Below are 19,909 nucleotides of genomic sequence, written 5' to 3' on the forward strand. Positions count from 1 at the left end.
AGCCATGAATGACTTAGCGTTAACCTAACTATTTAAAGAATTGGAAAATATGCTCCCATGTACCAGATTTTAGTACATCTAGAGGCTTTCCATCTCCAATAATCCCATAGCCTATCACTAATCCAACCAAAAATAAGAGCAAGATAAGCAAAATAAACACGGCTACTTTTATTAATTGTCTTAAAATATGTTTCGTACTATCCGTCATATCTTGCACCTTCTTCCTAGAGTTGAAGTGATGAAAGCTGACTAACTGTGTCTTCTACGACATTTCCTTCATGATCATAGCGTTCAATCTTCGCGCCTAGCTTTTGCAATTTTTTATGGAATTGATAGTAACCACGGTCTAAATATTTTAATTGATTGACTTGTGTCCGACCAGTTGCCACTAACCCAGCCAAAACAAGTGCTGCTGCTGCACGTAAATCAGTCGCTGCCACTTCAGCTCCAGATAATTCTTCAACACAATCAATATACGCAATGTTACTATCCAGACGGAATTTCGCTCCCATACGCTCCATTTCAAGTAAATGCTGGAATCGATTTTCAAAAACCGTTTCAGTCACCACGCTCGTTCCCTCCGCAATGACTTGCAAAGCACTCATCTGAGCTTGCATATCGGTTGGGAAACCAGGGTGTGGTAACGTCTTAATGTCCGTTGATTTCAATTTAGCCGGTCCAATTACACGAATACCTTCTGCTTCCTCAGTGATTTGAACACCCATCTCACGTAATTTAGAAATCAATGGACGATTGTGCTCAACAATCGCTTCTTCAATCAAAATATTTCCCTGAGTCATCGCAGCTGCTACCATAAACGTTCCCGCTTCAATACGATCTTGAACAATGCGGTGTGTTACACCATGAAGATGTTCAACCCCTTCAATCTTAATCGTTTCCGTTCCAGCACCGATAACCTGTGCTCCCATTTTATTTAAAATGTTCGCCAAGTCAACAATCTCTGGTTCACGCGCCACGTTTTCAATCGTTGTCGTGCCTTTCGCTTTAACCGCAGCCATCATAATATTTTGCGTTGCTCCAACACTTGGGAAATCAAGATAAATTCTAGCACCTTTTAAACCATTTGGTGCTGTTGCTTCAATATACCCATCTTCCTGTGTAATCTCAGCACCTAGTGCTTCAAAACCTTTAAGATGTAGGTCAATTGGACGCTTGCCAATAGCACAACCACCCGGCATCGCTACTCTAGCGTGTCCTGAACGAGCTAATAATGGCCCCATGACGACAATCGACGCACGCATTTGGCTTACATACTCATAAGGCGCTTCCGTTTCCAACGTCTCCGTTGCGTCGATTTCTACCGTATTCGTTTCTAAATCAAATGTTACCTGTGTATTTAAATGTTTAATCACTTCATTCATCATAAACACGTCCGATAAAATCGGCACATTGTGTAAAATCGTTTTACCTTCTTCAGCTAACATCGCCGCACCTAAGATAGGTAAGACCGCATTTTTAGCTCCTTCAATAATAACAGAGCCATTTAACTGGCGACCTCCTTGAACAATGATATGTTCCATTGTGTTCCCTCCAAAAATTATTCGTCAAACTCGATTAAGTATAACACATTTCTCTGATTATAAAAGAATAATGTTTCACTCTTTTTAGAAAAAGAGAAGTAAAAAATTAGCCATTAACTTCATCGTCTCTAAAAAAAACGAACTTGCAGTATAGCCAATCGCAATCGCTACTAACGTCAAGATTAATCTGATTTTCGTCACATTTGTCTGTTTAAACCACTGTTCATAGCGAATAGCTTGTAGTGACCAAAATGCTAAATAAACAAAACTAAAATGACTAATAACGCGAATTAACGCTTCAAAACCATATACTTGCATAACTAGCCTCTTTTCTCATTGCTTCTTACATTTTATCACATCATCATAACAAAAAAAAGAAAGAGCCATGGCTCTTTCTTTATCTTTTAGAAACATTAATTCGGTTCAAGGCACGACTTAATGCCACTTCTGCGCGTCGCTGACTGTCAACATTATGCGTTTCTTTAGCACGTTGTAAATGTCCTTCTGCCCGTGACTTAGCACGTTCAGCTCGTTCGATATCAATCTCACTTGGCAATTCAGCACTGTTGGCTAATATGCTAACTTGATTGTCACGAACTTCCATTACACCGCCATTTACCGCTATGACATCTTCATTTTTATCATCACGTTTCACACGAAATTTATCAATTTCTAGAGGAACAATGATAGGTAAATGATTTGGTAATATTCCAATATCACCATCAGCAGATCTACCCACGACAAAATCTGCATCAGATTCGTAAACCATGCCTTGCGGGGTCACTATTTGCACATGTAATTTTGTCATAGAATCCCTCTATTCTAATAACCTAATTGGTTCGCTTTTTCAACGACCTCTTCGATGCTTCCGACACTACGGAAAGCTTCTTCAGGTAAATCGTCATATTTTCCTGCTAAGATTTCTTTAAATCCACGAACAGTTTCTTTAACTGGAACATATGAACCGGGTTGTCCGGTAAATTGTTCTGCAACGTGGAAGTTTTGTGATAAGAAGAACTGAACACGACGTGCACGTCCTACTAACACTTTCTCTTCCTCGGACAACTCATCCATCCCCAAGATGGCAATGATATCTTGCAACTCACGATAGCGTTGTAAAATAAATTGCACTTCAGTCGCTACTTTATAGTGCTCTTCGCCTACGATTTCTGGCTCCAATGCACTTGAAGTCGACGCTAATGGGTCAACCGCAGGGTAAATACCCATCTCAGTTAAACGACGTTCTAAGTTAGTTGTTGCATCTAAGTGAGCAAACGCTGTCGCTGGTGCCGGGTCGGTATAGTCATCCGCAGGCACATAAACAGCTTGGATTGATGTAATGGATCCTTTTTGTGTAGACGTAATACGCTCTTGTAATTGTCCCATCTCGGTCGCTAGCGTTGGCTGATATCCTACAGCTGACGGCATACGCCCTAAAAGAGCTGATACTTCAGATCCCGCTTGTGTAAAACGGAAAATATTATCAATAAAGAGTAGCACGTCTTGACCTTCTACATCACGGAAATATTCAGCGATAGTTAAGCCTGTTAAAGCCACACGCATACGTGCGCCTGGTGGCTCATTCATCTGACCAAATACCATGGCTGTTTTCTCGATAACACCTGACTCTTTCATTTCATAGTATAAGTCGTTACCTTCACGTGTACGTTCACCAACACCGGTAAACACAGAAATACCACCATGTTCTTGGGCAATATTATTGATTAATTCTTGAATTAAAACTGTTTTACCTACACCAGCTCCTCCGAACAAACCAACTTTACCGCCTCGTAAATAAGGGGCTAACAGGTCAATAACTTTAATCCCTGTTTCCAATATTTGGTTAGTGGTTGCTAATTGGTCAAAGGTTGGTGCTTTTTTATGAATACTACTTTTTTCAACATCTTCTTCAAATGGGGCATCTTTATCAATTGTTTCACCTAGCACGTTGAATACACGTCCTAGTGTTTCTTTCCCCACTGGTACCGAAATCGGGGCACCTGTATCAAGCACTTCCATGCCGCGTTGTAAACCGTCTGTTGATTCCATTGCGATGGAACGAATGACGCCATCTCCTAATTCTAAAGCTACCTCTAAAATAACTTTTTGTTTAGAATCTGTTTTATAAACAACTAAGGCATTATTAATATCAGGTAATGCTTGATCTACTGGAAACTCCACATCGACAACGGGACCGATAACTTGTACTATTTTACCAGAATTCACTCTATTTTCCTCCCGTCATTACTCTAATGCTGCCGCTCCACCTACGATTTCTGTTATTTCCTGTGTTATGGCTGCTTGACGTGCATGGTTATATTTGAGTGTTAACTCATCTATAATATTAGACGCATTATCAGTGGCACTTTTCATAGCTGTCATACGTGCAGCATGTTCCGCTGTTTTCGCATCTAAAATGGCACCGTAAATTAAACTCGCAGCATATTGTGGCAATAACTGATCCAAGATAGCTTCTTCAGAAGGTTCCAAGATATACTCTTGTTCATAAGATTTCGCTTCTGCGGCATCAAGGTCTGTAATAGGCAGCATTTTTTCTGCACGATATTGTGATGAAAGAGAGTTGATATGATGGTTATAGCACACGTATAATTCATCATAAACATTCTCTTGGTACATCTCAATTGCCGTATGTATAATCGAACGAATTTCATCATATACTGGTTGATCACTCAACCCAACTTGTTCATACGCAATTGGCGCACCACGTTTTTTAAAAAACTCTGTTCCTGTTCGACCAATTGTCATTAAGACGTACTCATCATGACTTTTATGGTCATTTTGTAACATCTGAATCGTCTGTTTAATAATCGAACTGTTATAACCACCTGCTAGTCCTTTATCAGAAGTAATGACAATATAGCCTGTGCGTTTTACAGGACGAGTTTGAAGCATCACATGATAAGCTTCTTCATCTGTAATTTCTTCGTCAAAAGAATCTGCTTCCATATCAGGATCAATGGACTTTAACTGAGAAGCTGCAAGATGTGTGACCACTTCACGTACTTTTTTAGCATAAAGTTGGTAATTTTTCGATGCAGATTCAGAGCGATTTAATTTTGCTCCTGACACCATTTGCATGGCGCTCGTAATATGACTTGTCTTTTTCGTTGACGTCATTTTTCGCTTTATTTCAATCAATGATTCAGCCATACAAGATCACCATCCTTTACGATTCTTGTTGTGTGGTCGTTTGATTGTCTTGAGTTACTGAGAATAACTCTTTAAATTCATTTAAGACACTCTCAATCTCTTCTTGCTCAGGTAGTTCTTTCGTACGTTGAATACTTAAGAAAAGGTCGGGATGTGTATTCTCGATAAACTCAAATAATTCTCGTTCAAATCTTAAAACATCTGGAACAGGGATATCGTCAATAAATCCATGCGTTAACGCATATAAAATAACGACCTGTTGCGCCATAGATAATGGCTGATGTATCGGTTGTTTTAGAATTTCTACTGTACGACGTCCACGACTTAATTTTGCTTGTGTTGCTGCATCAAGGTCAGAACCAAATTGCGTAAAGGCTTCTAACTCACGATAGCTCGCTAAATCAAGACGTAACGTCCCTGCTACTTTCTTCATAGCTTTCGTTTGGGCTGAACCACCAACACGTGATACAGACAAACCAGCATCAACCGCTGGGCGAACCCCTGAGTAGAACAAGTCACTTTGGAGATAAATCTGTCCGTCAGTAATGGAAATAACGTTTGTTGGAATATAAGCAGAAATATCTCCTGCCTGTGTTTCAACGAAAGGTAAGGCCGTCATCGACCCTCCACCCAACTCATCACTTAATTTTGCAGCACGTTCAAGTAAACGTGAATGTAAGTAGAAAACATCTCCTGGATAAGCTTCACGACCTGGCGGGCGTCTTAATAGTAATGAAATTTCACGATAAGCAGCCGCTTGTTTTGACAAATCATCATAAACAATCAACACATGCTTTCCGTTATACATAAACTCTTCACCCATCGCTGCTCCTGCGTATGGTGCTAAGTAAAGTAAAGGAGCAGGTTGTGACGCACTAGCAGTCACAACAATCGTATAATCCATTGCACCATGTTTTCTCAATGTTTCAACATGAGAACGAACGGTTGATTCTTTTTGACCAATCGCAACATAAATACAAATCATGTCTTCATTTTTTTGATTAATAATCGTATCAATTGCGATAGTCGTTTTACCTGTTTTACGGTCTCCAATAACTAATTCACGTTGTCCCCGACCAATCGGCACTAAGGCGTCAATCGCTTTTAAACCAGTTTGTAGTGGCTCAGATACAGATTGACGTGCCATAACACCTGGTGCAGCCGCTTCAATAGGACGTGTTTTTTTCGTCAAAATGTCCCCTTCTCCATCGACTGGTACACCTAACGGATTCACGACACGACCAATTAGTTCTTCACCGACAGGAACTTCCATAATGCGCCCTGTGCGTTTTACTTGATCGCCTTCTCGAATGGTTTCAAACTCACCTAAAACAATAATACCGACATCTTGTTCTTCTAAGTTTTGAGCCATTCCGTATGAGCCATTAGCAAACTCTAGTAATTCTCCGGACATGGCGTTTTCTAGCCCATACGCTCTAGCGATTCCGTCCCCAACATACGTGACAACACCGACTTCTTCTACTTGTAAGGCGTCTGAATAGTTCGCAATTTGTTGTTTAATTAGGGCACTTATTTCTTTAGCTTTCGTGCTCAATTGCTTTCACCTCTTCTTTAGCGTACTAAGCCAATAATTCTTTATGCATTTCTTTTAATTGTTTTTTGACACTGTTATCAATCATTTTATGATCTACTTGAACAATTAATCCTCCTAGAATACTAGGATCAAGTTTCTCACGAATAATAACTTTTTCAGCGTCAGTAATTGCTTTTACTTCTGCTTTTAATCGGGTAATTTCATCTTCTGATAGCGACACAACAGAGGTGACGTCAGCGACTAAAATCCCTTTGTCTTCATAATAAAAGAATTCAAATTCATCGATGATTTCTGGAATCTCATTCATACGACCGTACTCGTAGATTACGCGTAAAAATTTAGAAATGGTTTCACCAAATTCTCGGTCTAACTCATGCAAAATATCTGCTTTTTCAAAAGCAGCTAGACGATCATCAGTTAGGATTTGACCAATTTCTGGGACTTCTTTATAAATATCACGCAACACGAGTAACTCATCATGAATCGCTTCAATTTGATTTTCTTTTTTAGCAATTTCATATAGTATTTTCCCGTATTTACGGTCCACTACGATATTTTCAGTCTTCATCTCGAGCTCCCAACCCTTCAATATAAGAATCTATTAGCTCTCTATGCGTAGCATCGTCCAACTCTTTTTTCAAAATCTTCTCAGCAATAGAAATAGATAAATCCGCTACTTCTTTACGGGCTGATTCGATGAGTTTAGTACGTTCTAGTTCTAACTCTTTTTTACCTTGTTCACGATAACGTTTCATGTCTTCGTGTGCTTCTTTAATGATCGCATCGGCATTTAATTCTGCTGTTTCTTTCGCATTTTTGACAATCGCTGCTGCTTCAGCACGTGATTTCGCTAGTGTTTCTTCATGCTCTTTTACTAACTCAGCTGCACGTTTTCTAGATGCTTCAGCGTTATCTATATCATTGGCGATTTTAGTTTCACGTTCATGCAACATATCTGTGATAGGACCCCAGGCGAACTTCTTAATTAACAACATTAAGATGATAAAAGATAGTGTGACAAAGGCCATGGTCGTAATCGTTGTATTAGCTGCACTCGCAATTACTAAATAATCCGTCATTATCGCTTACACTTCCCTTCTCTGACATCAATATAGAAAGAAAGCAGTGACATTTCGTCCTGCCTTCTGTTATTACCCTAAGAATACTAATAGTAAGGCAACAACGACGCCCAAAATAGGAACAGCCTCGATTAAACCTGCCCCAATAAACATGGTACTACGTAATTCACCTGACATTTCTGGTTGACGCGCCATACATTCTAAAGTTTTAGAAATAACCTTTCCGTTACCGTATGCAGCAGCAATAGCTGATCCAAATACTGCGATAGCTGCAGCAATATAATTTAATCCTTCCATCTATGTTTCCTCCTAAATTTCATTATCATTTTTTAGTGCTCTGCTTCTATCTTATGTGATAGATATACAGAAGAAAGTGTGACAAATATAAATGCTTGGATTCCACCTATGAAAATAGAGAATCCTTGCCAGATCATTTCAAGTGGAACTGCAAACACAAAGGATATCCATCCCTTACTTGCCGCAAAACTCGAAATTAATGTTAATAGTACTTCCCCTGCATAAATATTACCGTATAAACGTAAACCTAACGTTAAAACGTTGGTTAACTCTTCCATAAGTTTAATTGGCATTAGGAATTTAGCGGGTTCTGAGTAACTATTTTTAAAATATTTCTTCATTCCGAATTTTTTAATTCCAAAATAATTCGTTAACAGGATAACGACAGCTGCTAGTGTTAATGTCACAAGAGGATCCGCAGTGGGACTCTTCCAATAACTAATCGCTTGTTCACCTTGGTGTACTTCTATTTTAGTTACTAACCCAAGAATATTGGATACGAGTATAAATAGAAATAGAGTAAAAGCTAAAAGGTGATGATTGTTTACTTCATTACCTGGGATATTATCAGATAATATCTTTCTCACAAAGTCCACGACCATCTCTAGAACATTTTGCTTACCCGTAGGCTTCAACTTTAAATTTCTTGAAAAAGAATACACAAAAGCAAATACAATAATACAAGTTAAAACGGTCATAGCCATTAACGTGACATCAAAGTCTAGCGGGCCAATCGTGATTATTTTGGATATTTCATTCATACAACTTCACCTCATTTCACAAAAAAATGTGCACTAACTCATGCGCGTTGAAAGGATTCACTCAACATGTTTAATCTTACCATCAAAATCAGTAAAATACAAAGATTTTTATAAAGCAAAAACGGACAAGTTGTCCGTTTTTATGAGTTTTTAATGTGTAAATTAATCATGTTTTAACCTGTTTTTCGTTATCAAATTTAATGGTTTTTTAAAGCACGTTCTACTTCACGATTAACAGCTTTTCTCTTTAAATCTTCACGTTTATCGTATTGTTTTTTCCCTTTAGCTACTCCTATCAAAACTTTAGCAAATCCGTTTTTCAAATAAACTTTTAATGGTATGAGCGTAATTCCCTTGTTTTTTGATTCACCTAGTAGTTGGTCGATTTGACGTTTGTGCATTAATAATTTTCTCGCACGTAAAGGGTCGTGATTAAATAAATTACCTTGTTCATATGGACTAATATGAACATTATGAAGGTATGCTTCCCCTTGACGTATCGTGGCAAAGCCATCCTTCAAATTAATTCGACCTGCTCGAATAGACTTTATTTCAGTCCCTTTTAAGACAATGCCTGCTTCCACAGTCGATAAGATGGTGTAGTCATGACGGGCTTTTCTATTTTGAGCCAACACATTGCTTTCTTTTTTTGCCATCAAGGTTCCTCCTTATTTCTTCTTTTTCTTCTTCTTAGCCACTTTCTTATAAAAAGGGGCTTTATGTTTTGATTTATGAGATGTTTGACGCTTTCTTTTTCCTGAATTTCTTTCACGTTTCTCATGATTTTTTCGCTTTACATTCGTTTGAATCCGCGGATCATCTGCCAATTGCTCAGCATTCAACAATTCAAAGTCAATTTCTCGCGTCTCAACATCTGCTTTCATTAGTTTAACTGTCACTTGCTGGCCAATTTTATACATGCGACGGGTGCGTTCACCTACTAATGTCAAATGATTTTCAATAAAGTGATAGTAATCATCTTTTAACTGACTAACATGAATCAATCCTTCTACTGTATTCGGTAATTCCACAAAAATACCAAACTTCGTAATAGAGCTAATCACCCCTTCAAACTCTTGCCCCACTTTATCTGCCATAAACTCTGTCTTTTTCAGACTATCCGTATCACGTTCAGCATCTACTGAACGACGTTCCATGATTGAGCTATGTAAGGCAATATCAGGTAGCGTGCTTTCTAAGTGATTCGTCATCTTAGGTGTAATCGGTTCGTGCATATATTTTTTGATTAAACGATGCACAATTAAATCGGGATAACGTCGAATTGGTGAAGTAAAATGTGTATAGTCATCTGTCGCTAATCCATAGTGGCCTAGTGGTTCTGCTGCGTATTTAGCTTGCTGCATGCTTCGCAATAACATCATGTTAATAATTGGTTTCTCTGGCATTTCTTCCACATGTTGCATAACTTTTTGAAGTTCTTTCGGGTCGATATTGTCTTTCGTGCCTTTTACCACAACATCAAAGTTTGTCAAAAATTCAAAGAAACGTTGAATTTTTTCCGTCTTAGGTTCTTCGTGTATCCGATAAATAAAAGGTAATCCTTTTTGCTCATAATGAGCAGCAATCGTTTCGTTGGCCATTAACATAAATGATTCTATCATTTTTTCAGCAACACCGCGTTCTCGTAAAACTATCGAAAGTGGTTTGCCAGTTTCATCTAGCTGAATGTAAGATTCCTTACTTTCAAACGAGATAGCTCCACGTCGTTCACGCATTTTTTCTAATATAAAGTGCAACTCAGACATCTCTTTAAAAAATGAACGAAGTTCTGCATAATCTTGACTTGTTTGTGAGTGTTCATCAGAAAGTATTTCATTAACAGCGTCATACGTCATACGCTCTTTTGTCCGAATTACACTTTCATAAATCTCATAGTCCATCACTTTCCCATTACTATCGATTTCCATTTCACAACTTAATGTTAGTCGGTCGACATTTGGATTTAAGCTACAAATGCCATTAGATAGTCGGTGAGGTAACATGGGAATGACACGGTCAGTTAAATAAACACTGGTGGCACGTTTATACGCTTCTTCATCCAACGCACTGTTTTCTCTAACGTAATGCGCAACGTCGGCAATATGAACACCGAGTCGATACGTTCCACGCTCCGTCTTTTCAAAACTAATCGCATCATCTAAATCTTTTGCCTCTGCCCCATCTATCGTCACAATCGTTCGGTCTCTAAGGTCACGTCGTCCTTCACGCTCACTGTCCAAGACTTCATCTGGTATCGCTGCGACTTCCGTCATCACTTCGTCAGGAAAAGTCGTCGGAATACCGTGCTGCATGACAATCGTTAATATATCCATACCTGGGTCATTCTTATGTCCGACTGTTTGAAGAATAACTCCTTCTAACGCTCTGTCATAACCCTTTTCAGGGTAATGGGTAATCGAAACAACGCAAATACTTCCTTCAACAGGTTGCAATCCTTCTTTTGCAACATAAACACGATAGTTCGCTAATTTCTTGTCTTGTGGTTTCACAAAACCGTATAAATCTGTTTCCGCTATTTCCTCTTCATCGTAAGGGATAAACTCACCGACGATTTGTGTCATATGACGTTTTTTTATTTCAACTACTTTTCCTTCGGCCATACGGTCTTTTAAATAATCCCCTGGCGAAACGATGTCAATTAAGACCGTATCACCATCTAAAGCATAATGCGTTTTTTCTTTTGGTATAAATATATCTGGTTCGGATTCATCTAGCGTGACAAAGCCAAAGCCACGTTCATTTGCATGAAAATGCCCTTCTAAAAGTAGCGTGTCACGATGGGGTAACGTGACTTTTCCTTTAGAGGTTAATTTGATTTCCTTTTTCTCTTCTAAAAAAGCAATTTCTTTTACCAGTTCTTTGAACGCCTGACTACTTTCACAATCAAGTTGTTGACTCAATTCTCGAATACTGTAGCTTTTTTGAGGATTGGCCTTTAAAAACGTCATAACTTTTTCTCGTATTGTTATCATACTTTCTCCTTTTTTATGACTGACTCCAAGATAGAGATTCAATAAAGGCTAATACATCATCTTGAAGTTCAAGTCGGTCTGGGCCAATCGTAATCACATGCCCACTGTTTTCATACCATTTGACGGTTACATCTGCCGCTGACAATTGTTCTTTTGCTTCATAAACCGTTTGAGGATTAATCATGCGGTCTTTGCCTGCTTGAACTAATAAAGTTGGAACTTTGACGTTTGGCATTTCATTATAAATAACATCCGTCAAGCTAATTAATTCTACCAACTGCTTATCTAATTTCTCAGTCACTGTTGCCAACGCTTCTACTGTTAATGTTTCTCCCATTTTCTCTGCTGCTTGTTTAGCAAATTGTAAGAAAACAGGCCGAATATTCGTTTCAAACTTCGGTACAAGTGGTGAACAGAAGGCACCACCGCCGATAATTTCTTCACGATTATCTGTTAAAGTCTTCATGGCGTATTCGCCACCTAGTGATAATCCAAACACCGCAATCTCATTGTGTCCACGTTTTTTTAAAAATTCAATGCTCTCTTCAACATTTTTCTGCCAATACTTTGGCCCATACTCTAATACATCAACGGGTGTTTCTGTCCCGTGCCCTTCAAACATTGGGAGTAACACCGTATAGCCAGCATTATTTAAAAACCGGCCCATCGCTCGCACATCATTAGGCGTTCCTGTATAAGCGTGAAATAAAATAACCGCTCGTTTACCTCCTTCAAAAAAAGTTGTTTCTGGTTGTTGTTTAATTGTTGATTGCATGACAATACTCCTTTTATCCTATATATTCTTCATCTCTGTTCCTATTGTACCAATTAAAAAGCCTCCTGTTCAAACAGGAGGCTCTTACTTACTTATGCTAACGGTAAATATGCTAATAAGATTGCAACGACAACCCAGGCAATTGCTAATACCGTCGTGATTCGTTGCATGACCGCTTCAAATCCGCGTGCCTTTTGTTTTCCAAATAATTGATCTGCTCCACCGGTAAATGCGCTTGCCGCACTGTTTTGTTTACTAGGCTGCATCATTACAGCTACTATGATCAACAATGATAAAATAATCATTAGTGTGATTAAAAAACTATACACTTGGTAGCCCTCCCTATATTGTACACATAATATCTTTAATATTATATCATATCTGCATTTCAATAGCTATTCTTTTTGTTGCATCACCCATTGCTGCTTCTATTATTTCCAAGTCTTCTACTTCGATTGTTTTCATATCTAGCCACAAATGCTGATGATGGATTTTCCCTATAACAGGTACCTCGTACTCACGTAAATAATCAGCTAGTGTCTGTAAACTTCCCTGTTTTAACCTTATACATACTGCTTTTGAAGGTAAGAAGTCGTTAGGATAGGCACCACCTCCCACTTGTGCCTCTGAGTCTTTTATTGTCACCTCAATAAGATGATGATAAGGAGTCAAACGAGAAGATAAAGTTTCTGCTAATTGCTGTAATTTTTCAACATCACGATAAAGATAATGTAGTGTCGGAATTTGTTGTTTCGCTAGCTCCACGTTTTCATATAAAGCAAGCGTAGCATCTAACGTTGCTAATGTTAACTTATCTACACGAAGCGCTCGTGTTAATTGATTGCGTTTCATCGCGTCAATCCACTCTTTTTTACCGATAATAATACCGGCTTGCGGCCCGCCTAATAGTTTATCGCCACTAAACGTGACAAGGTCACTCCCTTGATGCAACGCCTCCGTCAACGTCAATTCACGTCGTAATCCTAATTCTGATAAATCAAAAAACAAACCACTACCTAAATCTGTCACAAGTGGTATCTCGTAACGCTTAGCAAGTTGGCTTAATTCTGAAATAGGTACTTCTGATGTAAATCCTTCAATCCGATAATTACTCGTATGAACTTTTAATAATGCTCCTGTTTCTTCCGATATTGCATGTTGATAATCAGCAAAATGCGTCTTATTCGTTGTTCCAACTTCACGCAATTGAGCACCACTTAAAGTAATGATTTCAGGTATTCGAAAGGCACCACCAATTTCAACTAGTTCGCCACGTGAGATAACTACTTCTTGATTTTGACTTATCGTATGCAGAGCTAATAACACAGCCGCCGCATTGTTATTAACGACTAACGCCGCTTCAGCACCCGTTAATTGCCTTAATCGCTCCGTCACATGGTCATAACGCGAGCCTCTCGTTCCCGTTTTTAAATCATATTCAAGATTGGTGTAATGAGGGCCTAAAGCGACGACTTTATCTAAAGCAGCTTGACTTAGAACACTACGTCCCAAGTTAGTATGCAAGATAACTCCCGTAGCATTAATCACCTTTTTTAATTGTATGTGAGTGGAAAGACGTAAAACATGTTGAACTACCTCCACCCAATCACTGACCGTCTCTCTGATTATTGTCGATTTCTCATTTAGAAGTGCTTTACGATACTTCACTTGTTCTAGCTGAATCGTCCTTTTCACGTTTTCTAAACCATATTTTTCAATTATTTCTTGCATTTCTGATTGCTCCAATAATCGATTAACAGAAGGTATCGCTCTTAATTTTTCCTGCATAGTCTATCTCCTCTTTTTAATAAGCAAACGTTGATTATCCACTCGCTTCGTCCACCCTTGTTTATCCATTGCCTCTAATAGCTGTAAACTCTGTTGACGATTGACATCTAATAAATCACGGCACTCAGCGACAGAGATCGTGCGATTTTTTTCTAAGTAATCAATCACTCGCTCTATCTGATGGTTTAAGTAGGTCACGCCGATAACGTGCTGCCGGTCGACAAAGTAAATATAAGATTGTTTCTCTTTACTATCTAACAGAGCGATATCAGGAAATTTTTCTTTTAACGTTTGCCAATCTGTCGCTTTCAACCCTTGTTGATTTAAAAAAGCGTCCAAGTTCCTTAACCATTCTACTTCCTTGTGAGGTTCTTCGCGTGGCAACATGTAGATGTCTTCTTGTTTTACGACCGTTCCATTAGTTATTAAATCTTCTAATATGGTTTCAATCCAAATAGAAGGAATCGCGACAAACACGCGGAATAAATCCGTTAATGTTACACCTTGAATCCTTTGATTTGTTTCATACAGCTTGTCAAGATAATCAATCAATTCTTGTTTAAGTAATGTTAAACGTTCTTTTGTTATAATCGAAGTCGACTTACTCATAATCTGTCCGTCTTTTTCCAGTTGAGATAACGTTTGTTCAAGCGCGACCTCTTCCATTTGCGACCGTTCACTTAATGACTGAAATGATACAATTTCGCCAGCTTTCTTTAATAAAAATAAAACTAACTTTTGGTTATCAGCTGCGAGACGATACGTGAGTTCTTCTAAAATAAGTTGGTCATTGCGACGACTCTTAGTTACCGTTGTATTTAAAACAATACCTCCCGCAATTGTCGTGACAGGTGAATACGAACGTAAGATAAAGCGGTCACCTGGAAAAACGATAACAGGTTGCTCTAAACGTAGCTGAACAAAATCAGACTCATTGGGAGCAATTTCTTCTTGATTTAACGGTACAACACGTCCTTGTATCGTCTGCGTTCCTACATGCAAATGCACGCGTTGCCAATGTGTTAATGTTGCTTGACTTTGTATATTTGTCACGTAAGTATTAAGCATATAACTCGCTTCTACATTTTCCACACACGATAATACACTACCTTTGGGGACATCTGATACTTTCACACCACTGAGCTGGATGGCAACGCGTTGCCCAGTCGTCACTTGACTTACTGGTTGGTCGTGAACGTGTAACTGCCTTATCTTCACTTTCTTTCGCAAAGGATAGACCCAAATTTCATCATTAATCGCTAGTCTCCCTGATAGTAACGTCCCTGTCACAATCGTCCCTATTCCTTTTAACGAAAAAGAGCGGTCGACATTTAAACGAGGAAGCTTAGCAACCTCATTCTTTCTAGCAAAATGACGCGCATACTTTTCAATCTCTGTTTTTAATTCACCGATACCAGTATTAGCAAGACTATCTACTGGTATGACAGGAACCTGCGTTCTTTCATTATTAAAACCAAATGATGTTAAAAAATGCTCAATAGCTGTTCGACAAGACGTAATCTTTTCAATAGAAACTTCATTTACCTTAGTCATCACTACTATCATATCTTCTATGCCTAGCAATTTTAATATCGATAAATGTTCATAGGTTTGTGGCATGATCCCCTCATTTACATCGACCACTAATAAAACGAGGTCCATGCCTATCGCTCCCGAGACCATGTTTTTCAAAAAACTCTCATGTCCAGGAACATCGACTATTCCAACTCGTTGTCCAGTAGACAAATCCATATACGCGAACCCCAACTCAATAGAGAGGCCTCGTTTTTTCTCTTGGGGCGTACGATCTGTATCGATATCAGTCAGCACTTTGATTAGACTTGTCTTACCGTGATCGACATGACCCGCTGTCCCAATAATAAAATCATTCATTTTTTCACCTACCGACTTCCACTATATATTAATGACAGTATCGCTCTTCAATAAAAGTTCCGTAATGAAAAACATATTCACTATTTCAGCAGATGTTATCTTCTCTGTTACTTGATACTGTTCTGTACATGCCCCACAAGCAAATAGTGTCACACCCTTTGCTTTTAACTCATCAAAAGAATGAGCCAATTCACCCACTAATAACTTCACACCTTCGTTGTAAAACACTAAATATTTTGGCAAAACTGATTGTTCTAACAAGGAAGCGATAAAGCCTGACATCAACTTTTTACCTAGCTCTTCACTACCACTCCCCATAGTTAAAGAATCAAATACCATTGTCTTCACGATATCAGAAGTTTGTGTTTCTTGCTTCTTATCCAAAAGTTTATCCGATACTTCTACCTCACTCTCTTTTGAAAGAAATACTTCATATCGGTTGGCTGCTTGTTTAATACAACGATATGTAACATTCTTTTGTGAGGCGAATTTTTTTAAATTTTGAGTTGCAATTTCATTATCTACTATAATACTTAACGACTTTTCAGTTTCTAACGCACGTTTTGCTTGAATAACAGGTAATGGACAAGCCTGACCTGTAGCATCTATTTTTTTCATCATTCTTTCCCACTTTCTACGACAATCGACGGCCCTGTTTTTTTATCAACAATCTGCCCAATAATTCGCGCATACGGATAATGTACCTTGATTTTTTCTAAAAAAGCTTCCGCTTCTTCAACAGGCAGACTCACTAACAGCCCTCCTGATGTTTGTGGATCATACAGCAATTCTTCCCACGCAAAATCATCCATTTGAAATAACACCTTATCTTCTAAATGATTACGATTTCGTTGTCCCCCCGCTGTTATCATAAATTCATTCGCTAAATCATAAGCACCTGGCAAATATGGAATTTCCGATTGCCATAAAACAGCTTGTTGATCGTCTGAAAGCATTTCTAACAAATGACCTAACAAGCCAAAACCTGTGACATCCGTACAAGCAGAAACAGCATGCTCGTGCATATATTCTACAGCATATTTATTTAACAACGTCATCGAAGCAACCGCTTCTTGAAAGGTCTTTTCATCTGTTTCATGAATACTATACGCAGAAGTTATCACACTGACTCCAATCGGCTTGGTTAAGATTAAATAATCTCCGAGCCGTGCTCCCTGATTAGTTATCATTTTATCCGGATGAACCGTCCCCGTCACCGATAGACCATACTTAGGAAGTGCGTCATGAATTGAATGCCCACCTACTAAAAGTCCCCCAGCCTCTTGAACTTTTTCTGCACCACCTTTTAAAATAAGCGCAAGACTATCTAAGTCACCTTCTTCAGGAAAACAAACAATATTCATCGCGGTCAACACTGAGCCTCCCATTGCATATACATCACTTAAAGCATTCGTCGCTGCAATCTGTCCAAATAAATAAGGATTGCTCACCATCGTTGGAAAAAAATCTAATGTCTGAATCAACGCTTGTTCATCTGACAACGCATAGACCGCTGCATCATCTGACGAACCAAATCCCACCAATAATTTATCCGATTTTGGTTGCGGTAGATTCTTTAAAATAGCGGATAGTTCCCCTGCTCCAATTTTCGCATTACACCCACCACAAATATACAGCTCTTTTCCATTAACCTCGTCACTCGACATCTTGCCCCTCCTTCGTACTCTTTTCTTCTATTCTAGCACACCCTTTATCTAAAATAAGCTTTCGTGTTTTAAGTTTGACCGCTATTCCTTGCTGTGCTATGCTATGAATGGATTTGGGAATGGATGAGTTCTGGTGTTCTCTCTAGTCTTCAAAACTAGCATGAGGAGTTAATAGCTTCTTAGGTGGGTTCGATTCCCACACATTCCCGCCAATATAAAATAAAAAAGCAATCTCAAATTGAGATTGCTTTTCTTTTAAACTCATATTAATCTTTTAATTTATCCACAGCTTTTTCAGCTTTATCTTTTACATCGGCTGCAACTTCTTTCGCCTTACCGACTGCTTGGTCTGCTAAGCCTTCTGCTTGTTTACCTTTGTCATCCGTCACTTTACCTACGGACTCTTTTGCTTTACCTTTTACTTTATCTGATAATCCTCTGTCTGTCATAAAATGACCTCTTTTCTATTTTTTATTTATGCTTTACTCATGAAAAATGATACGACTGCAACTAAAATCACTGCACCTAAGATAGAAGGTACCAATGCCATTCCAGCTAAGCTAGGTCCCCAATGTCCGAATAAACTCTGACCAATCGAAGAACCGACTAAACCTGCAACGATGTTAGCAATCCACCCCATAGAGTTTCCTTTGTTTGTAACAGCTCCGGCAATAGTACCAATAATAGCTCCTACGATTAATGACCATAATAATGACATAATATCCCTCCTAATTCAATCTCTATAAAACAACCCTAATATTTTTTAACAAATATCATATGTTTTATACTATTTATTATACATACATTTGTTATATTTTAAAAGAAATATGCTCAATCAAACATATCAACAACTTGTTTTCATTGACTTTTCATACAAATTAAACTCCGTGTTATTAGTTATTTCACCTTGATAAGTGCCGACATAATTAAACCCAGCTCTTTGATACAAGGCATTCAAACTCGTCTTTTCCTTCATACAATCTAGTCGTAAAACGGATATTTTAGCAGAATTAACAAGTTCCGACTCCAATCCATTTAAAAAACTTTGAGCAATCCCCTGTCCTTCATAACCTTGCTTGATTGCCAATTTGTGCAAATATAAGGCCTCATTCGAAGACTTAAACTGATACCATAAACTTTTATCCCATTCTTCTTCCGGCATTACAAACGCCATTATCACAACCTTATTATCTAACTCACCTACATAAACATGCTGCTTCAAAATACGCGGTAAAATAATCGTCTCTACATCACTTAGTAATAATTCACGCCACTGACTAGAACCCATACGCGCAATTCGTTCAGCCGCTTGAACTAAAATCTGATTTAAATTTTGTAAGTCTGACTGTTTTGCTAGTCTAATATTCATCCACATTTTCCTCCCATATTTCACGATTTAAACGATAAACAACTCGCTCATAAGTATTATCTTCTAATTCAAAGGCCTCACGCTTAACAAGATACAGTGGCAAGTGAAACTTTTTAATTAATGCTATCATAGGATAATTTCCCGTCCATGTTGTAATCGTAATACCATCCAAATACGGTGTCATAAAAAATAAATAGTCTACAATTAAAGAAAGTACTTCTGCTCCATACCCTTTTCCTCGTATCTCTTTATCAAACAAGATTAAACCTATATCAAATACCAACTCATTCTCATTATTTGGATAATCAGAAGACAAATAGCTCCATGACGTCACACCGATTATCTCATTTTCTTGCATAACTAATAACGGATTTCCTTCTTCTACCCAATTATGAGCTACTTCAGCAAAAAAATCTTCTTTAGAAGGTATAGGCTGTTCATTCAACGGATCATTCATCTTTTGCCACTCTGAGCAAGTCTCACTAATTTTTCTCCATAATACAGGCAAATCCCACTCATCTATTTTCTTTAAGTATATTTGTAGCATTCACAATCATTCCTTTAAAATTCAACTTGACTTATTAGCAAATCATCAGTAAACTATAATAGTATGTTCTAGCGGTTGTGGCGGAACGGCAGACGCACTACCTTGAGGGGGTAGCGAAGAAATTCTTCGTGTGAGTTCAAATCTCATCAACCGCATCTTTTAACGACAGACTATCTTTTACAGATAGTCTTTTTTATTATACTTTTTTAAATTAATCACCTAAGTTTTGTATATAACAAAAAAACTCAGTCTTAACAGACTGAGTCAGAACTCCGGCAGTAGGACTCGAACCTACGACATCATGATTAACAGTCATGCGCTACTACCAACTGAGCTATGCCGGAATAAAACACAAGCGTGGCAACGTCCTACTCTCACAGGGGGCAACCCCCCACTACCATCGGCGCTAAGAAGCTTAACTACTGTGTTCGATATGGGAACAGGTGTATCCTTCTTGCTATCGCCACCACACT

Annotated in this window: 23 protein-coding genes, 3 tRNA genes and 1 rRNA gene; 2 read left to right on the top strand and 25 right to left on the bottom strand. The window is 38.4% G+C overall.

The genetic code is table 11. From position 1 onward, the window contains the following. Positions 1–28: 28 nt before the first annotated feature. From CBF33_RS08430 to selD, 19 genes are all read right to left on the bottom strand, one after another. The gene (locus tag CBF33_RS08430; RefSeq protein ID WP_023605713.1) at positions 29–208 is read right to left on the bottom strand and encodes a DNA-directed RNA polymerase subunit beta; all 180 of its coding nucleotides are present in this window, start codon (positions 206–208) and stop codon (positions 29–31) included. Positions 209–224: 16 nt separating this feature from the next. Beyond that, positions 225–1,541: a UDP-N-acetylglucosamine 1-carboxyvinyltransferase gene (gene murA / locus CBF33_RS08435; protein ID WP_126763356.1), complete on the bottom strand. Its 1,317-nt coding sequence runs from the start codon at positions 1,539–1,541 to the stop codon at positions 225–227. Positions 1,542–1,625: 84 nt separating this feature from the next. Continuing rightward, positions 1,626–1,859, bottom strand: coding sequence for a DUF1146 family protein (locus tag CBF33_RS08440; RefSeq protein WP_126763358.1), 234 nt, complete (start codon positions 1,857–1,859; stop codon positions 1,626–1,628). 79 nt (positions 1,860–1,938) lie between these two features. Continuing rightward, positions 1,939–2,349 carry a F0F1 ATP synthase subunit epsilon gene (locus tag CBF33_RS08445; RefSeq protein ID WP_023605716.1) on the bottom strand — a complete coding sequence of 137 codons (411 nt, stop codon included), beginning with the start codon at positions 2,347–2,349 and terminating at the stop codon, positions 1,939–1,941. Between the two features lie 14 nt (positions 2,350–2,363). Beyond that, positions 2,364–3,767 carry a F0F1 ATP synthase subunit beta gene (gene atpD, locus CBF33_RS08450; protein ID WP_126763360.1) on the bottom strand — a complete coding sequence of 468 codons (1,404 nt, stop codon included), beginning with the start codon at positions 3,765–3,767 and terminating at the stop codon, positions 2,364–2,366. A gap of 18 nt (positions 3,768–3,785) precedes the next feature. Continuing rightward, complete coding sequence (locus CBF33_RS08455) at positions 3,786–4,712, bottom strand: F0F1 ATP synthase subunit gamma (protein ID WP_126763363.1); 927 nt, start codon at positions 4,710–4,712, stop codon at positions 3,786–3,788. Positions 4,713–4,728: 16 nt separating this feature from the next. Further along, complete coding sequence (atpA, locus tag CBF33_RS08460; protein WP_126763365.1) at positions 4,729–6,267, bottom strand: F0F1 ATP synthase subunit alpha; 1,539 nt, start codon at positions 6,265–6,267, stop codon at positions 4,729–4,731. Between the two features lie 25 nt (positions 6,268–6,292). Further along, positions 6,293–6,835, bottom strand: coding sequence for an ATP synthase F1 subunit delta (atpH, locus tag CBF33_RS08465; RefSeq protein WP_126763367.1), 543 nt, complete (start codon positions 6,833–6,835; stop codon positions 6,293–6,295). Continuing rightward, entirely contained in the window at positions 6,825–7,346 is a 522-nt protein-coding gene (atpF, locus tag CBF33_RS08470) for a F0F1 ATP synthase subunit B (protein WP_126763370.1), read from the bottom strand. Before atpF ends, atpH begins: the two co-directional genes overlap by 11 nt. 72 nt (positions 7,347–7,418) lie before the next feature. Beyond that, on the bottom strand, positions 7,419–7,643 hold the full coding sequence (gene atpE / locus CBF33_RS08475; RefSeq protein WP_023605722.1) for a F0F1 ATP synthase subunit C: 225 nt from the start codon (positions 7,641–7,643) through the stop codon (positions 7,419–7,421). 32 nt (positions 7,644–7,675) lie between these two features. Further along, positions 7,676–8,404, bottom strand: a complete 729-nt coding sequence (gene atpB, locus CBF33_RS08480) for a F0F1 ATP synthase subunit A (RefSeq protein ID WP_126763372.1) — start codon at positions 8,402–8,404, stop codon at positions 7,676–7,678. 197 nt (positions 8,405–8,601) lie between these two features. After that, positions 8,602–9,060, bottom strand: a complete 459-nt coding sequence (smpB, locus tag CBF33_RS08485; protein WP_023605724.1) for an SsrA-binding protein SmpB — start codon at positions 9,058–9,060, stop codon at positions 8,602–8,604. A 12-nt stretch (positions 9,061–9,072) separates the two neighbouring features. After that, positions 9,073–11,397 carry a ribonuclease R gene (gene rnr / locus CBF33_RS08490; protein WP_126763374.1) on the bottom strand — a complete coding sequence of 775 codons (2,325 nt, stop codon included), beginning with the start codon at positions 11,395–11,397 and terminating at the stop codon, positions 9,073–9,075. Positions 11,398–11,410: 13 nt separating this feature from the next. Continuing rightward, positions 11,411–12,172 (bottom strand): alpha/beta hydrolase, encoded by a 762-nt coding sequence (locus CBF33_RS08495; RefSeq protein WP_126763376.1) that lies wholly within the window; start codon positions 12,170–12,172, stop codon positions 11,411–11,413. 92 nt (positions 12,173–12,264) lie between these two features. Next, complete coding sequence (gene secG, locus CBF33_RS08500) at positions 12,265–12,501, bottom strand: preprotein translocase subunit SecG (RefSeq protein WP_023605727.1); 237 nt, start codon at positions 12,499–12,501, stop codon at positions 12,265–12,267. 46 nt (positions 12,502–12,547) lie between these two features. Beyond that, complete coding sequence (gene selA, locus CBF33_RS08505) at positions 12,548–13,960, bottom strand: L-seryl-tRNA(Sec) selenium transferase (protein ID WP_126763379.1); 1,413 nt, start codon at positions 13,958–13,960, stop codon at positions 12,548–12,550. Positions 13,961–13,963: 3 nt separating this feature from the next. After that, on the bottom strand, positions 13,964–15,853 hold the full coding sequence (selB, locus tag CBF33_RS08510) for a selenocysteine-specific translation elongation factor (RefSeq protein ID WP_126763381.1): 1,890 nt from the start codon (positions 15,851–15,853) through the stop codon (positions 13,964–13,966). Positions 15,854–15,874: 21 nt separating this feature from the next. Beyond that, a complete protein-coding gene (gene yedF, locus CBF33_RS08515; protein ID WP_126763383.1) occupies positions 15,875–16,474 on the bottom strand; it encodes a sulfurtransferase-like selenium metabolism protein YedF in 600 nt (199 codons plus the stop codon). Continuing rightward, positions 16,471–17,520, bottom strand: a complete 1,050-nt coding sequence (selD, locus tag CBF33_RS08520) for a selenide, water dikinase SelD (protein WP_126763385.1) — start codon at positions 17,518–17,520, stop codon at positions 16,471–16,473. Before selD ends, yedF begins: the two co-directional genes overlap by 4 nt. 115 nt (positions 17,521–17,635) lie before the next feature. Here selD and CBF33_RS08525 point away from each other — a divergent pair. Beyond that, positions 17,636–17,732 (top strand) — tRNA-Sec (locus CBF33_RS08525). A 54-nt stretch (positions 17,733–17,786) separates the two neighbouring features. Here the strand turns inward: CBF33_RS08525 and CBF33_RS08530 are convergent. The 4 genes from CBF33_RS08530 to CBF33_RS08545 form a co-directional block, all read right to left on the bottom strand. After that, on the bottom strand, positions 17,787–17,969 hold the full coding sequence (locus CBF33_RS08530) for a CsbD family protein (protein ID WP_126763387.1): 183 nt from the start codon (positions 17,967–17,969) through the stop codon (positions 17,787–17,789). A 26-nt stretch (positions 17,970–17,995) separates the two neighbouring features. Next, positions 17,996–18,238: a GlsB/YeaQ/YmgE family stress response membrane protein gene (locus CBF33_RS08535; protein WP_126763389.1), complete on the bottom strand. Its 243-nt coding sequence runs from the start codon at positions 18,236–18,238 to the stop codon at positions 17,996–17,998. A gap of 126 nt (positions 18,239–18,364) precedes the next feature. Continuing rightward, positions 18,365–18,889: a GNAT family N-acetyltransferase gene (locus tag CBF33_RS08540; RefSeq protein WP_170167778.1), complete on the bottom strand. Its 525-nt coding sequence runs from the start codon at positions 18,887–18,889 to the stop codon at positions 18,365–18,367. Further along, entirely contained in the window at positions 18,879–19,436 is a 558-nt protein-coding gene (locus CBF33_RS08545) for a GNAT family N-acetyltransferase (protein WP_126763394.1), read from the bottom strand. Before CBF33_RS08545 ends, CBF33_RS08540 begins: the two co-directional genes overlap by 11 nt. A 71-nt stretch (positions 19,437–19,507) precedes the next feature. Between CBF33_RS08545 and CBF33_RS08550 the strand changes: the two genes are divergently transcribed. After that, positions 19,508–19,591: transfer RNA gene (locus tag CBF33_RS08550), tRNA-Leu, on the top strand. A gap of 115 nt (positions 19,592–19,706) precedes the next feature. Here CBF33_RS08550 and CBF33_RS08555 read toward each other — a convergent pair. Both CBF33_RS08555 and rrf read right to left on the bottom strand, forming a co-directional pair. Next, positions 19,707–19,780: transfer RNA gene (locus CBF33_RS08555), tRNA-Asn, on the bottom strand. An 11-nt stretch (positions 19,781–19,791) separates the two neighbouring features. Continuing rightward, positions 19,792–19,907 (bottom strand): 5S ribosomal RNA (gene rrf / locus CBF33_RS08560). Positions 19,908–19,909 lie beyond the last annotated feature (2 nt).

The sequence above is a fragment of the Vagococcus lutrae genome (assembly GCF_003987555.1).
GTDB lineage: Bacteria > Bacillota > Bacilli > Lactobacillales > Vagococcaceae > Vagococcus_A > Vagococcus_A lutrae.